This window comes from Comamonas sp. JUb58 (genome assembly GCF_004364775.1).
GTDB lineage: Bacteria > Pseudomonadota > Gammaproteobacteria > Burkholderiales > Burkholderiaceae_C > Comamonas.
On sequence record NZ_SOAL01000010.1, the window covers coordinates 98,679 to 113,400 of the forward strand.

The 14,722-nt window shown below is 62.7% G+C and carries 14 protein-coding genes; 7 read left to right on the forward strand and 7 right to left on the reverse strand.

The window, feature by feature from the left end; genetic code table 11:
- Window positions 1–41: 41 nt before the first annotated feature.
- The gene (cyaY, locus tag EDF71_RS12525; RefSeq protein ID WP_133856918.1) at window positions 42–371 is read right to left on the reverse strand and encodes an iron donor protein CyaY; all 330 of its coding nucleotides are present in this window, start codon (window positions 369–371) and stop codon (window positions 42–44) included.
- Between the two features lie 12 nt (window positions 372–383).
- Here cyaY and EDF71_RS12530 point away from each other — a divergent pair, with 12 nt between their 5' ends.
- Window positions 384–602 (forward strand): lipoprotein, encoded by a 219-nt coding sequence (locus EDF71_RS12530; protein WP_133856919.1) that lies wholly within the window; start codon window positions 384–386, stop codon window positions 600–602.
- A 117-nt stretch (window positions 603–719) separates the two neighbouring features.
- A complete protein-coding gene (locus EDF71_RS12535) occupies window positions 720–1,529 on the forward strand; it encodes an MBL fold metallo-hydrolase (RefSeq protein WP_133856920.1) in 810 nt (269 codons plus the stop codon).
- 16 nt (window positions 1,530–1,545) lie between these two features.
- Here the strand turns inward: EDF71_RS12535 and ccsB are convergent, their stop codons facing one another.
- The 3 genes from ccsB to EDF71_RS12550 all read right to left on the reverse strand — a co-directional run bounded on the left by ccsB (window position 1,546) and on the right by EDF71_RS12550 (window position 5,905).
- Window positions 1,546–2,919, reverse strand: coding sequence for a c-type cytochrome biogenesis protein CcsB (gene ccsB / locus EDF71_RS12540; RefSeq protein ID WP_133856921.1), 1,374 nt, complete (start codon window positions 2,917–2,919; stop codon window positions 1,546–1,548).
- Complete coding sequence (locus tag EDF71_RS12545) at window positions 2,916–5,051, reverse strand: cytochrome c biogenesis protein ResB (RefSeq protein WP_243854282.1); 2,136 nt, start codon at window positions 5,049–5,051, stop codon at window positions 2,916–2,918. The genes ccsB and EDF71_RS12545 overlap by 4 nt, the downstream gene beginning before the upstream one ends.
- Window positions 5,052–5,272: 221 nt before the next feature.
- Window positions 5,273–5,905 carry a c-type cytochrome gene (locus EDF71_RS12550; RefSeq protein WP_133856922.1) on the reverse strand — a complete coding sequence of 211 codons (633 nt, stop codon included), beginning with the start codon at window positions 5,903–5,905 and terminating at the stop codon, window positions 5,273–5,275.
- 83 nt (window positions 5,906–5,988) lie between these two features.
- On the opposite strand from EDF71_RS12550, the gene yihA reads away from it, so the two are divergent.
- The gene (yihA, locus tag EDF71_RS12555; RefSeq protein WP_133856923.1) at window positions 5,989–6,723 is read left to right on the forward strand and encodes a ribosome biogenesis GTP-binding protein YihA/YsxC; all 735 of its coding nucleotides are present in this window, start codon (window positions 5,989–5,991) and stop codon (window positions 6,721–6,723) included.
- Between the two features lie 54 nt (window positions 6,724–6,777).
- Here yihA and EDF71_RS12560 read toward each other — a convergent pair whose 3' ends face one another.
- A complete protein-coding gene (locus EDF71_RS12560) occupies window positions 6,778–7,647 on the reverse strand; it encodes a lipid A biosynthesis acyltransferase (protein WP_133856924.1) in 870 nt (289 codons plus the stop codon).
- Window positions 7,640–8,500, reverse strand: a complete 861-nt coding sequence (locus EDF71_RS12565) for a lysophospholipid acyltransferase family protein (protein ID WP_133856925.1) — start codon at window positions 8,498–8,500, stop codon at window positions 7,640–7,642. The genes EDF71_RS12560 and EDF71_RS12565 overlap by 8 nt, the downstream gene beginning before the upstream one ends.
- A gap of 132 nt (window positions 8,501–8,632) precedes the next feature.
- On the opposite strand from EDF71_RS12565, the gene metK reads away from it, so the two are divergent.
- Window positions 8,633–9,817 (forward strand): methionine adenosyltransferase, encoded by a 1,185-nt coding sequence (metK, locus tag EDF71_RS12570; protein ID WP_133856926.1) that lies wholly within the window; start codon window positions 8,633–8,635, stop codon window positions 9,815–9,817.
- Between the two features lie 218 nt (window positions 9,818–10,035).
- On the opposite strand, the gene EDF71_RS12575 is transcribed toward metK, so the two are convergent.
- A complete protein-coding gene (locus EDF71_RS12575; RefSeq protein WP_243854283.1) occupies window positions 10,036–10,716 on the reverse strand; it encodes an NUDIX domain-containing protein in 681 nt (226 codons plus the stop codon).
- Between the two features lie 167 nt (window positions 10,717–10,883).
- On the opposite strand from EDF71_RS12575, the gene EDF71_RS12580 reads away from it, so the two are divergent.
- The 3 genes from EDF71_RS12580 (at window position 10,884) to EDF71_RS12590 (ending at window position 14,707) form a co-directional block, all read left to right on the forward strand.
- Window positions 10,884–11,741 (forward strand): cysteine hydrolase, encoded by an 858-nt coding sequence (locus tag EDF71_RS12580; RefSeq protein WP_133856928.1) that lies wholly within the window; start codon window positions 10,884–10,886, stop codon window positions 11,739–11,741.
- A 68-nt stretch (window positions 11,742–11,809) separates the two neighbouring features.
- Window positions 11,810–12,997 carry a nicotinate phosphoribosyltransferase gene (pncB, locus tag EDF71_RS12585; RefSeq protein WP_133856929.1) on the forward strand — a complete coding sequence of 396 codons (1,188 nt, stop codon included), beginning with the start codon at window positions 11,810–11,812 and terminating at the stop codon, window positions 12,995–12,997.
- A gap of 9 nt (window positions 12,998–13,006) precedes the next feature.
- The gene (locus EDF71_RS12590) at window positions 13,007–14,707 is read left to right on the forward strand and encodes an NAD+ synthase (RefSeq protein ID WP_133856930.1); all 1,701 of its coding nucleotides are present in this window, start codon (window positions 13,007–13,009) and stop codon (window positions 14,705–14,707) included.
- The last annotated feature ends 15 nt before the right edge of the window (window positions 14,708–14,722 follow it).

Genomic DNA, 14,722 nt, shown 5'->3' on the forward strand with positions numbered 1-14,722 from the left:
CCGTATCGCTACGGGCTGGCCTTTTTATTGGGGGTATCGCGTCAGGCCTTGAAAACCAGCGCCAGACCCGACTGCACGCCGGCATCCCGGGTCAGATCGGCAAAGAAATCATTGCCGGTCTTGGTGTCACGCCACACGCTGCCATCGAACTTGTAGTGGTAGCCACCGGACTTGGCCGCCAGCCACACCTCATGCAGCGGCGGCTGCAGGTTGATGATGATCTGGCTGCGGTTGGCAAAAACCAGGGTCAGCAGACCACCGACGCGCTGGGCATCGATATCGGCATCGGTTTCATCGTTGATGCGGTCGCAGGTCTGTTCAACCGCCAGCAAGAGTTTTTCGGCCGCATCCAGGTATTCGAGTTCGTTCATTACAATGCTTCAATGTGGAGTATTTACCAAATTGTATGCAGGACCATTGTCCTTGCCACCGGTGCGGCACTATTGGCGGCTTGCGGCCAGCGCGGGCCGCTGTATCTGCCGACGGAGCCTGCAGCAGCCAACCGCGCAACATTGCCGCAAACGCTGGATCCCAGCGCACCAGATCGGCCTGAGCCCCAGCTGCAGCCCTCCACCGTGATGCAGCCGGCCGCCAAGCCCTGATTCAGCGCGGGCTGCTGTGCGCAAGTGTGCAGCCCGCATCCTTGATCCACCTCAAGGCCCAACCCACTACACCCCGTTACAGTCACGCCCGTTGCAATTGATAACTGGGCGGAAGAGATGGCGTTGGAACCTGTGGAACTGTACCGTGACGAGCAGCACGCTTGCCTGATGTTCACCGATCTGGTGGAAGAGGATGCGCAGGCCGTGCAGGCCAACCAGTTCCTGATTGTCGACCATGGCACCGGCGCCATCATCGATCCGGGCGGCAACCTCGCCTTCAATGAGCTCTACATGGGCATGGTGCGCTATTTCTCGCCGCACAAGCTGTCCTACCTGATCGCCTCGCATGCGGACCCGGACATCATCGCCTCGCTGGACCGCTGGCTCACCTCCACCCGCGCATCCTTGGTGATCTCCCGCGTCTGGGAACGCTTTGTGCCGCATTTCACCAAGGTTGGCAAGACGGAAAACCGGGTCATTCCCGTGCAGGACCCCGGTGGTATTCTGCCGCTGGGCCAAAGCCAGCTGCACATCCTGCCGGCGCATTTTCTGCATGCGGAAGGCAACTTCCATTTCTACGACCCGATCAGCCGCATCCTGTTCACCGGGGACCTGGGCGTTTCGATGACCGATGGCTATATTGCACGCACGCCGGTGACCGACCTGGCGCCGCATATTCCGCGCATGGAAGGCTTTCACCGGCGCTACATGGTGTCCAACAAGGTGCTGCGCCTGTGGGTGGCCATGGCGCGCCAGTTGGATATCTCATTGATCGTGCCCCAGCACGGCGCGCCCATCATGGGCCCGGCCATTGCCCAGTTCTTTGACTGGCTCGACCACCTGATGTGCGGGGTCGATCTGATGGACAACCAGAACTACACCCTGCCCCAACAGCCTATCTCGCCGCAGCCGCAACGCCCCCAGTAAGCCTGTTCCGCAGCGCTTACAGCGTGCCGTAGCTGTGCAAGCCCGACAGGAACATGTTCACACCGAGGAAAGCAAAGGTGGTGACCACCAGGCCCACCAGCGCCCACCAGGCCGAGACCGCACCGCGCAGGCCCTTGACAAGGCGCATGTGCAGCCAGGCGGCATAGTTCAGCCAAACGATCAGCGCCCAGGTCTCCTTGGGGTCCCAGCTCCAGTAGCCGCCCCAGGCCTCGGCCGCCCAGAGTGCGCCCAGCACGGTGGCAATGGTGAAAAACGCAAAGCCCACGGCGATGGCCTTGTACATCAGGTCATCCATGATCTGCAGGCGCGGCGTGCCCCGGTTGATCCAGCTGCGCAGCAGAATCATCAGGCCGAAGAACAGCTCCAGCGGCAAGGCCATGCGCAAGGTCTTGTCAAGCGAGGGGTAGAGGCTCTCATCGCCCCAGATGCGGAAGGCCACCAGCGGCAGCACCAGCACCAGCATGGGCACCAGCACCAGGCCGATCCACAGCGCACGCTGCGTGGCGGCCTTCAGCAGGTAGGCCAGCGCCACCATGGCCGCCAGCGCAAAGGTGCCGTAGCCGACAAAGTTGGCCGGCACATGCAGCTTCATCCACCAGCTTTGCAGCGCGGGCACCAGCGGTTGGATCTCATGGGCCTGGCGGGCGACGGTGTACCACAGCAGAAAACCGACCGAGGCACTGACCACCAGCATCACAAAGCCGCCCAGCGCCCGGGTCTGGTAGTGCGCTTCAAAGTAGAGGTAGAAAAGTGCCGTCATCCAGGCAAACAGCACAAACACTTCATAGAGATTGCTGACGGGGATATGGCCGATGTCCGGCCCCATCAGGTAGCTCTCATACCAGCGCGCCATCGTGCCCACCAGCGCCATCACAATGGCCAGCCAGGTCAGGCGGCTGCCCACCGCCGTCAGCGCCGATCCCTCGCCCTTGGACAGCAGGCCGATCCAGTAAAACACCGTGCTCATGAAGAACAGCACGCTCATCCACAGGATGGCCGACTGGCTGGACAGAAAGTACTTGAGGCCAAACACCGTTTCCGAGCGGGCGATCTGCCCTGCGCCATCGACTCGGTACAGGCCAATGGCCAGCAGCGACAGCGCAGCCACCACCAGCATCAACAGCTGCAAGGGCCGCCAGAACCAGCCCAGCCAGATGAAAAACGGCACCGATGCAATCAGGATGCCTTTTTCATAGCCATCCATATGGTGGCCATACAGAAACAGCGCAAAACCGCCGCCAATGGCCAAGGCCAACGCAAACAGCCAGTCCCAGACCGAGCGGCTGCTGAAATAGCCGGGGTTGAGTTGCACCGTTTGAACCACGGTGCCCGCCTGGGCGGGCGGCAGGTTGGTGGAAGCAGTATTCATCGTTGTTCTCCGCTGGGGCTCGTACCCAGAAGCTTTTGACTCAGGCCCTCAAAATCGCGGTCCACATCCAGGGTTCGGCGGTTGGTAGACAAGGCCATGCGCGCATCGGCGCTGCCATCGGCGCGCGGCGCCAGCCAGACCCAGAGGCGCCGGTCGCGCACATACAGCATCGCAAATACCCCCAGAATCAGGAACAGGCAACCCAGGTACACAACCAGCTTGCCCGGTGCCTTGGCCACCTGGAAGACGCTGGCCTGTACCTGGTCAAACTGGGTCAGCTCAAACACCAGCGGCTCCGGGTAGAGCAGCGCATCGCTGAGCGACAGCACCGACTGGGTCATGAAGCGCTGTGTCTGCTCATTGGGCTCCAGCGGTGCCAGGCCCTCGTCGGCCCGCGCCACCTGCATCAGCTCAAACAGCACACCGTTCAAGATGCGCACCAGCACTTCGCCCGCCTTGGCGCGTTCGCCTTCGGGCACATTTTGCTCCATGAAGGCCGAAATCGCCTGCAAGCCGGTGACGCTGCTCGCGCCCGCCTGGCCGTCACCTGCAAAAATCACCAAGGCCTTGAGCGCCGAGGCATAAAGCTGCTCGCGCAGCGCAGGGCGGCTCGCCTCCACGGCTCCTGCCACATACTGCTGCACGGCCCGCTCGCGCATCGCCGGCGTCTGCAGCGCCGCCTTCAAACGCAAGAAGCCCCGGTAGCTGGATTGATCATCCGCCGGAATGCGCAGGTAGCGGAACTGGTCGGCCAGGGTCTCGCGCACACCCCAGAGGTAGACCGGCTGGCCGTCGCCCATGTCGACGGGCAGCATGTAGTTGTTGAACTCGCGCGCCTGGCCCGAGGCGTCGCGCAGCTTGTAGCTGACGCTGGGGCCCACATTGCGCAGATCGCGCGGCGTGGTCACCTTGTTGCCGGCGCCCAGGTGGTTGTCCAGGCTGGATCTCAAATCCACCTTGCGCACATCGGTGCCGCCTTGTGCCGCATCGCCCGGGTTGGCGCCCATGTTTTCCACATTGATGGTGCGCAGGCCGGTGAACTCCATCTCCAGCGGTGGCTGACCCTCGCCCATCGTGATCTGGGTGGAGGCACCCACTTCGCCCTTCACCTCAAAGCTCTTCATACCCGGTACCAGCGGCACCGCGCGCAGCTGCAGGCGCGATCCGCCGTCTTCAAAGCTCGATTGGTAGATTTCGATGCCCTGGTAGCTGGCGGGATGGTTCACCTCGATGCGCTTTTCCAGCGAGGCACCGGTTTTCTTGTCGTGCAGTACCACCTCGCTGGCAAACAGCCGGGGCATGCCGGTGGAGTAGTACTCGACGATGAATTTCTTCAGTTCCACCGAAAACGGCAAATCCTGCAGCAGGATGCCGTCCGACTGGTTGAGGATGGCCGTGCCCGACTGTGCGCCTTCGGCCACGATCAGGTTGCCACGGAAGGTCGGGTTGCTGGCGGACAGCCGGTGCTGCTCGGGCACATCGGCAATCATGCCGCCGCCGCTGAAGGTGGTCTTGCCGCCCAGCAGCATTTGCGCGCGCACAATCAAATCACCATCCAGCAGACCACCCAGGCAGATCAGCACGATGGCGCTGTGCGCTGCCAGGTAGCCAATCTTGTGGGCGGCACCGGCCTTGGCCGCCACCATCCAGCCATCGCTGCGCTCTTGCAGGCGCACCTTCCAGCCGCTACCGGCCAGTTGCGATCCCACCCGCTGCGCCGCCTGCGCCGGGGTCTCTGCCAAATGGGCACTGGCCTGGTGGTGGAAGGCCTGCAGGCTTTGCACGCGCAGATTCTCTTTGTACTGGCGCAAATCCGCCAGGTACTTGGGCGCATGCTTGGCAATGCACAGGCTGGTGCTGGTCACCAGGAAGGCCAGGATCAGCAGAAACCACCAGGCGCTGTAGACCGCATTGAGCTTGAGCGACAGAAACAGCTGCGCCCAGAAGGGGCCAAACTGGTTAACGTAGTTGACGGCCGGCTCATGCTGGCGCAGCACGGTGCCGATGACCGAGGCAATGCAGATGATGGACAGCAGCGCAATCGCAAAGCGCATCGACGACAGCATCTCATAGACGGCACGGGTGCCCAACTGAGGCTGTAACTGCGGTTGCGGGGGAGAGGATTCAGACATGGGTACGACGCTATCGGTGAAAAGCAGGAGCAGGACCGCTGCTGCGCTGCCAGTCCGCACCCCATGGAGTCGCCACCAGAGTACAAGTTCGCAGAACGCCGAGTTTAGTCTGCAACCCTAGGGATAGCCCTGAGGCCCGGAAAATGCCCAGCAACGCGCTCAATGTCTTGGCGCGGGGGCTTATCCCCTGGCAGCACAGGCCCAACGCACAAGGCGCCGGCCTAGCGCAGGCCCGCAATATAGTCCGACACCGCCTTGATTTCCTTGTCGTTCATCTTCGCGGTGACGCCTGTCATCTGCAGGCTGTTGCCGCGCTTGCCGTCGCGGAAATCATGCAAGGTCTTGCTGACGTAATCAGCGTTCTGGCCAGACAGTCGGGGGTACTGCGCGGGAATGCCCGCGCCATTGGGGCTGTGGCAGCCCGCGCAGGCGGCAATCTGGCGGTCAGGCAGGCCGCCGCGGTAGATGCGCTCGCCCAGGGCAACGCTGTCCTTGTCCTTGGCAAAGCCCAGCTTGCCGGGCTTGCTGGCCAGCCAGGCCGAGATATTGAGCATGTCCGCATCCGAAAGGCCTGCGACCATGCCCTGCATCACCGGGTCCTTGCGCTTGCCGGATTTGAACTCCTGCAGCTGCTTGAGCAGGTACTCGGGGTGCTGCTGCGACAGTTTGGGGTTGATGGCGATGGAGGCATTGCCGTCGGCATTGTGGCAGGCCACGCAGACGGCGGTGTAACTGGCCTCCCCCTTGGCCAGGTCCGGCTTGGGCGACCGGTTGGGCGTCTCCGACGCCGAATACACAGAAACGGAAGAAAAAGCCAGTACAGCCGTTGTCAGCAAAGGGGCGATCAACTTCATATCGTGGGTCTTTGTCTGGTTTATGGGTATAAGGCCAAAGCGGCCAGATTCTACAATGATGCCTTAGATAGACTCGAACGCACATGACGACAACACCTAGTACCCCCCAAGCCGTTGCAGACACGCCAAGCCCAGGAATCGATGGCAAGGCGGCTTTGGGCTGGATGCACACCGCCCGCTTCTTCACCACCGCTGCGCAGCTGCACCAATTGCCTGTCGTCGATGTGCCAGAGTTCGCCTTTGTGGGCCGCTCCAATGCGGGCAAGTCCACATCGATCAACACCCTGACCCAGCAGAACCAGTTGGCCTTTGCCTCGAAAAAGCCCGGCCGCACCCAGCACATCAACCTGTTTTCGCTGGGCAAGAAGGGCGTGACCGATGCCGTGCTGGCCGACCTGCCCGGTTACGGCTATGCCGCCGTCTCGCGCGAGGACAAGAAACGCTGGCAGCAGGTCATGGTGAACTACCTGGTCAGCCGCCCCAGCCTGACCGGCATTGTGCTGCTCTGCGATCCGCGCCTGGGCCTGACCGAGCTGGACGAAGCCCTGCTGGACATCATCCGCCCCCGCGTGGAGCAAGGCCTCAAGTTCTTGATTTTGCTGACCAAGGCCGACAAGCTGACCCGCGTCGAGCAGGCCAAGATCCTGTCCATCACCAAGCTCAATGCCGGTGGTGGTGAGGTGATGCTGTTCAGCGCGCTGAAAAAGCAGAATGTGGACAAGGTCGCCCAGCTGCTGTGGCAGTGGTCGCATCCGGAAGGGCTGGTCAGCCCCGAGGCCGCGCCTGCAGCGCCAGAAGCCCCTGCGGACGGTCAATAAGCCGCGCGCCAGCCAAGGCACAGAACAACAAAGGCCCGAAAGGGCCTTTGTTGTTTATGCATAGAGCGAAGGCTCGCCTTCCGGCCGGGTCTTGAAGCGCTTGTGCACCCAGTAGTACTGGGGCACCATGCTGCGGATCTGGGCTTCGAGCTCGCGGTTCTGGCGTGTGGTGTCGGCCACCACATCCTCACTCGGAAAATCCTGCCAGGCCGGCGAGATGGTCACCTCATAGCCCTGGGGTGTCAGCCGCGTATACATGCCAATCACCTTGGCCTTGCCCAGCCGCGCAAAGCGCGACAGCGAGGGAATGGTCGCGACCACCTGACCAAAGTAAGGCACAAACAGCGAGTCGCTCGGGCCAAAGTCCATGTCCGGCAGCAGGTACAACAGCCCATGGTCCTTGCGCAGGCTGGCAATGATGGGCTTGATGCCATCGTCGCGGTTGAGCATGCGCACATCGCCAAAGCGCTGGCGGCCCTTGCGGATCCAGGCATCGACATCGGCATTGGGCTGGGTCGAGAAGATGCTGGTGAAGGGCCGGCTGCAGTGGATGGTGAGCGCCGTGCCCCCGGCATCCATGCTGTAGAAGTGCGGTGCAAAGATGATGGTTGGCGTATCGCCTTCCAGCTCCTCCAGCGCACCCGTCATGCGGGTGCGTTTCTCCAAGGTCTTTTGCGGCGCAAACCACAGCCAGCTGCGATCCAGCCAGGTTTGGCAGAACACCACAAAGCTTTCCTTGGCCCAGGCCAAGCGCTGCGCCTCACTCGCTTCGGGAAAGCACAGCTCCAGATTGCGCAGCGCAATGCGGCGGCGCGAGGGCACCAGATAGAACAGCACGCGGCCCATCAACCAGCCCAGGCCGCGCAATACCGACAAAGGCAGGTGCGACATCAGCCACATCCACCCGATAAACAACTTACCCATGCTTTTGACCTTCCGAAGGAGCGGCAGCCTGATTGCGTGGCTGCTTGTAGCGCGCATAGCCCCAGAGGTATTGCTCAGGGCTCTCGCGGATCAAACGCTCCATTTCCTGGTTGATCTGCAGCACGGCGGCTTCGGCCTCCTGGGCCAGCGGGGCCTGCAGGCCGCGCACATACAGATCAAAGCCCCGGCCCAGTGGCCGGCGCACACAGCGCGCCAATATAACAGCCGCACCGGTCTGCTGGGCCAACTTGGCGGCCAAGGTCATCGAGTAGGCAGGCTTGCCAAAAAACGGCACCCACATGCCCTGGCCATCGGGCGGCACCTGGTCGGGCAGCAGCCCCACGCTATGGCCTTGGCGCAAGGCCTTGATCATCTGCCGCACCCCCGCCATCGTCGTCGGTGCCGAAGCCAGACCGGGCCGGGCCCGTGCCGTCTCCATCAGCTTGGCCAGCCAGGCCTGGCGTGCCGGGCGGTAGAGCACGGTGATGGGACCATGCACCACGCCCCAGCGCCGCGCCATGTACTGGGCCGAGAGCTCGAAGCAGCCCATGTGCGGGGTCAAAAACACAATCCCCTTGCCATCGGCCAGCGCCTGCTCGATCACCTCGGCGCCATGGATATCGCAGGGCAGCGGCGCGCCAAACCACAGGCGCGGCACCTCGGCCACCATGCGGCCGGCATGGGCCACGGCTTTTTTCACATCGGCAAAGCGGTAACCCGCCTGCTGGGCATTGGCCAGAAAGCGCCGGCGGTAGGTAGGCGAGGCGGCAAAGGTGAGCCAGCCCAGGACAGCGCCCAGGCCATGCAATAGCCACAACGGCAGCGCAGCAAATAGTCGAAACAAGAAAGGCATTAGAATGTGTCGGTCGCTGAGTTAAAGAGCAACTTGCAGGGCGACGTTAAAAACAAACTGCTAAAGCGTTCGCCAGGCTCCTTTAAGGCTCGGGCAACGCAATTGCCCAAGCTTTGAAGGAGTTTTTTGTTTATGGCAAACAGCGATTTTCTGTTTACCTCGGAATCAGTTTCCGAAGGCCATCCCGATAAAGTGGCCGACCAGATCTCTGATGCGATTTTGGACGCTATTTTCACCCAAGATCCACACAGCCGCGTGGCTGCAGAGACACTGACCAACACTGGTTTGGTGGTATTGGCTGGTGAGATCACCACCGGCGCCAACGTGGACTACATCCAGGTGGCCCGCGACACCATCAAGCGCATCGGCTACGACAACACCGACTACGGCATCGACTACAAGGGCTGCGCCGTGCTCGTGGCCTACGACAAGCAAAGCCAGGACATCGCCCAGGGCGTGGACAAGGCCAGCGACGACGAGCTGAACACCGGTGCCGGCGACCAGGGCCTGATGTTTGGCTATGCCTGCGACGAAACGCCCGAGCTGATGCCCGCGCCGATCTACTACGCACACCGTCTGGTCGAGCGCCAGGCCCAGCTGCGCAAGGATGGCCGTCTGCCTTTCCTGCGCCCTGACGCCAAGAGCCAGGTCACCATGCGCTATGTGGATGGCAAGCCCCACAGCATCGACACCGTGGTGCTGTCCACCCAGCACAGCCCCGACCAGTCGGAAACCGCCACCAAGATGAAGGCCAGCTTCACCGAAGCCATCATCGAAGAGATCATCAAGCCCGTGCTGCCATCGGAATGGCTGCAGGACACCAAGTACCTGATCAACCCCACCGGCCGCTTCGTCGTGGGCGGCCCCCAGGGCGACTGTGGCCTCACCGGCCGCAAGATCATTGTGGACACCTACGGCGGTGCCTGCCCCCACGGCGGCGGTGCCTTCTCCGGCAAGGACCCAACGAAGGTGGACCGCTCTGCCGCCTACGCAGCCCGCTACGTCGCCAAGAACGTGGTCGCTGCCGGTCTGGCGCGCCAGTGCCAGGTGCAGGTGGCCTATGCGATCGGCGTGGCCCGCCCGATGAACATCACCGTCTACACCGAAGGCACCGGCGTGATCCCCGACGCCGAGATCGCCAAGCTGGTGGCCGCGCACTTTGACCTGCGCCCCAAGGGCATCATCCAGATGCTGGACCTGCTGCGCCCGATCTACAGCAAGACGGCGGCTTATGGCCACTTTGGCCGTGAGGAACCTGAGTTTACTTGGGAAAGAACCGACAAGGCAGCAGTGCTGCGCGCTGCTGCGGGCCTGTAAGGCCCTGAGCGGAGCGAGTTTGTCGGTTCTTCGGCAAAGGCTCACATCGCTTGCGATGTGAAGGGCCGCAAGGCCCGGCCGAAGCCAACGTACCGACAAGGCAGCGCTGCTTCGTGCTGCTGCCGGTCTGAAGTAATTCAGGTCTGTCTTCACAAGAAATCCGCTCGGAGTGATCCAGCGGATTTTTTCATGGGTGCTCGTCAGTCCAGGCAACGCAGTCACAATCCCCGGGCACTCAGCGCCAGCTGCTGCCTGAACTCCGGCCGCACCCGGTACAGTTGCGCCGGCCGATGCGCGCCACCGGCCTGCATTTCGCCGGGCACGGGCTCGAGCATGCCCAGCTCGTCCATCTTGCGGCGAAAGCTCACCTTGTTCAGCGGCTCGCCCAGAATGCTTTCATAGACCTGCTGCAGCTGCGGCAGGGTAAAGCTCTCGCCAAAAAAATGCACTGGCAGCGAGGAGTACTGGCTCTTGCTGCGCACCCGCGCCAGCGCTGCCTGCAGGATCTGTGCATGGTCAAACGGCAGCTGGCCGGTGGCAGCGACGGGCACCAGCTTCAGCCCCGGCCTTTGCGTGGGCAGCTTTTGCTGCGGGATCAGCGCGCAATAGCTGATGGCGACCGACCAGCCGCGCGGGTCCCGCGCCGGGCCGGTAAACGTGGCCAGCTGCTCCAGGTAGGCCTCTTCAATCCCCGCCTTGCTGCGCAGTACGCGGGCGGCACTGGCATGGGCGTCGGCGTCTTCTTGCGCATGGATATAGCCGCCCGGCAAAGCCCAGACCCCGGCAAACGGCGCGCGCTCGCGCTGCACCAGCACCACATTCAGCACCCCGTCCACCAAGGTCAGCACCACCACGTCCACGGTGGTCAGCACCTGGCCCAAGGCGGTTTCACTTTGCATCATTTCTGTACCAAGTCTTTCTCATGACAGGCAGTATGCCGCTGCAGCTACCCAGAATCAATAAAAACACAGGCTTCAGGCAAAAGATTTGTTGCAAGTCCTCTTCATTAGTTAGTTGCAAAAATATTTTAACAAGCGTAGACTGCCTCACATCGAAGGAGAAAGACATGCGCCAACGCACACAGCTGCTTATCATCGACCCGCAAAACGACTTTTGCGATCTGCCGCCAGCCTGGCGCCCCAGCAGCGCGGCAAGCCCCGCGCCATTTGCCCCCAGCCTGCCGGTGGCCGGCGCCCATGCCGACATGCAACGCCTGGCGCAATGGCTGCTGCAGCATGCTGCGCAACTCGATGGCATCACCGTCACGCTCGACTCCCACCAGGCCTATGACATTGCCCACCCTGCCTTCTGGCAGCAAGGCGATGGCCGCGCAGTGCCACCCTTTACCGCCATCACGGCTGCCCAGATGCGCGACGGCCGCTTCCGGCCCCGCAACCCGGACGAGCAGGACCGGACCCTCGCCTACCTGGATGCGCTGGAAGCCCAGGGCCGCTACACCTTGATGATCTGGCCGCTGCACTGCGAGATCGGCAGCATCGGCCAAGGCGTGCATGCCGACATTCTGAACGCCTGCCGCCAATGGCAAAACCAACGCCAGCGTGCAGTCAAGCATGTGTTCAAGGGCATGAACCCCTACACCGAGCACTACAGCGCCATCTGCGCCGAGGTGCCCGATGCGCAGGATGCGGAAACTGGCCTCAACACCGCCCTGCTCCAGCAGCTGGCGCAGGCCGATACCCTGGTGATTGCCGGTGAGGCGGGCAGCCACTGCGTGCGCGCCACCACCGAACACATCGTGCAGCATATTGTGCCGCTTTGGGGCGCCGAGGATTTCTCGCGCATCGTCCTGCTGACCGACTGCATGAGCCCGGTCGCCGGCTTTGAGGCAGAGCAAGAAACCTTTTTGCAGCAGATACGCGCCATCGGTGTACGCTGCTGCTCCAGCACAGCTTTCCATTTATAAATACTTCCGCGCCAGCACGGACTGAACTGGCGCTGGCAGCTCTCATTTTTGACAGAGAAAGACGCGGTATGCAGCCCATCATCACCAGCCTGCTCGACACCGATTTGTACAAGTTCACGATGTGGCAGGCCATGCTCCATCGCCATCCACAGACCCAGTCCACTTACCGCTTTGTCTGCCGCTCGCAGACCGAGTTTCCGCTGGTGGATCTGCTGGGCGAAGTGCGCGCCGAGATCGATGCGCTGTGCAGCCTGAAGTTCAAGAAGGACGAGCTCGACTACCTGGCCAGCCTGCGCTTCATGAAGAGCGACTTCATCGACTTTCTGCGCATCTTCCAGTTCCAACGTGATTTCATCGAGGTCGAACCCGATGGCGACGGCCTGCATATCGTTGCCCACGGCCCCCAGGTGCATGTGATGGGCTTCGAGATCTTTGTGCTGTCCATCGTCAACGAGCTGTACTTCCGACGCTTTGACCAGGCCAGCGCGCTGGCCGAAGGGCGCAAGCGCCTGGGTGCCAAGATCGTGCGACTGCAGGAGCTGGCGCAAGAGGCCAAGCACCGCCACCCCTTCGAGCTGTTTGACTTTGGCGTGCGCCGGCGCTTTTCGGCCCCCTGGCAGCGCGAGGTGGTGCAGGCCTTCGCCACGCAGACGGCGCAGTGGTTCAAAGGCACCTCCAACGTGCTGCTGGCGCGCGACCTGAACCTGGTGCCCATCGGCACCATGGCCCATGAGTATCTGCAAAGCTACCAGGCCCATGGCGTGCGCCTGCGTGATTTCCAGATCGCCGCGCTGGAAGACTGGGTGCAGGAGTACCGAGGCGACCTGGGTATTGCGCTGACCGACACCGTCGGCATGGATGCCTTCCTCGCCGATTTCGACATGTACTTTGCCAAGCTTTTCGACGGCTTGCGCCATGACTCGGGCGACCCCTATGAATGGGGCGAGAAAGCGCTGGCCCACTACGCCAAGCTGCGCATCAATGCGCATGCCAAGCGCCTGGTGTTCTCCGATGGCCTGACCCTGGACAGCGCGCTGGCGCTCTACCAGCACTTTGCCGATCGCATCCAGTGCGGCTTTGGGATTGGCACCCAGCTGGCCAATGACATGGGTCTCAAGCAGCTCAACATCGTGATGAAGCTCACCCATGCCAACGGCCAGCCGGTGGCCAAGCTCAGCGACAGCCCGGGCAAGACCCTGTGCGATGACGAGACCTACCTGGCCTACCTCAAGCAAGTGTTCCATGTGACGCATTAAGGAGCCGCCATGCTCAAGATCACCCTGGCCCAGCTCAACCCCACCGTGGGCGACATGGACGGCAACATCGACCAGATGGTGGCCGCCGCCCGCCAGGCGCAGGCCGACGGCGCGCAACTGGTCGTGTTTGCCGAGCTGTCGCTGACCGCCTACTACCCCGGCGACCTGCTCGACGAGCCCGATTTTCTGGCCCGTGTGGATGCCGGCATTGCGCGGCTGCTGCAAGAGAGCCAGCAGCTGCCCGAGCTGCACTGGGTGCTGGGCGCGCCCACCCGCGCCGCCGGCCCCGGCAAGCATCTGCACAACAGCCTCTTGGTGCTGCACAACGGCGCCATCCGCCTGCAGTACGACAAGCAGCTGCTGCCCACCTACAACATCTTTGACGAACGGCGCCATTTCGAGCCCGGCCGCGATGTGGCCAAGGTGCTGCGCATCGGCCAGATGCAGGTCGGCTTTCTGATCTGTGAGGACGGCTGGAACGACAGCGGCGCCGACTACGCCACCAACCCCTTCGAGCGCATGGCCGATGCCGCCCCCGATGTGGTCGTCAGCATCAATGCCAGCCCCAGCCACCTGGGCAAGCGCGAGGAGCGCCACCAGATCTTCAGCCATGCCGCCCGCCGCCATGGCCTGCCGATCCTGTATGTCAACCAGATCGGAGGCCAGGACCAGATCGTGTTCGATGGCGCATCGTTTGCGGTGCAGCCCGAGCGCGGCATCGTCTGGGAAGCACCGCGTTTTGTGCAAACCGTCTGCACGCTGGGCTTTGACAACGGCGACTTCTGCCTGCCCGATGGCACACGACCCGCCACCCCTCCGGCAGAAGGCCTGCCGACGATGGAGTTCTACCGCCAGCAGATCATTCTGGGTCTGCGCGACTACGCGCGCCGCTGCGGTTTTCGCCAGGTGGTGGTCGGCAGCTCCGGCGGTATCGATTCGGCGTTGACCCTAGCACTGGCGGCCGAGGCGCTCGGACCCGAGAACGTGGTCGGCATCACGATGCCCTCGCGCTACTCCTCCAGCGGCTCGGTGGACGATTCGGTGGCGCTGTGCCGCAACCTGGGCATTGCGCTGCACACGCACCCGATTGCCGATCTGGTGCAGGGCTATGCCCAGCAGTTTGAGACCAGCTTTGGCGCGCCCTTGCAAGGCCTGCCGCTGGAGAACGTCCAGGCCCGCATTCGCGGCACCATCCTGATGGAGTACAGCAATGCCTTCGGCCACCTGCTGCTGACCACGGGCAACAAGTCCGAGATCTCGGTGGGCTACTGCACCTTGTATGGCGACACCAATGGCGGCCTGGGCCTGATCGGCGACCTGTACAAGACGGAGGTCTTCGCGCTCTCGCGCCATATCAACGCCAGCGCCGGGCGCGAGATCATCCCCGAAGCCATCATTGACAAGCCGCCATCGGCCGAGCTGGCCCCCGACCAGAAGGACGAGGACAGCCTGCCGCCCTATGCCCTGCTCGACGAGATCCTCAAGATCCTCATCGAAGGCCAGCGCCTGTCGAGCCTGGAGTACGACGCCGCCCGCCTGTTTGTTGATCGCTTTGTGCAAACCGAGGCCGGGCGCCAGACCCTTGCCAAGGTGCAGCGCATGGTCCATCGCAGCGAGTACAAGCGCCGCCAGGCGCCACCCATCCTGCGCCTGCGCCCGCGCGCCTTTGGCACCGGCCGGCAAATGCCGATTGCGGCCTACTACCCCTGAAACGCCCCGCCGCAT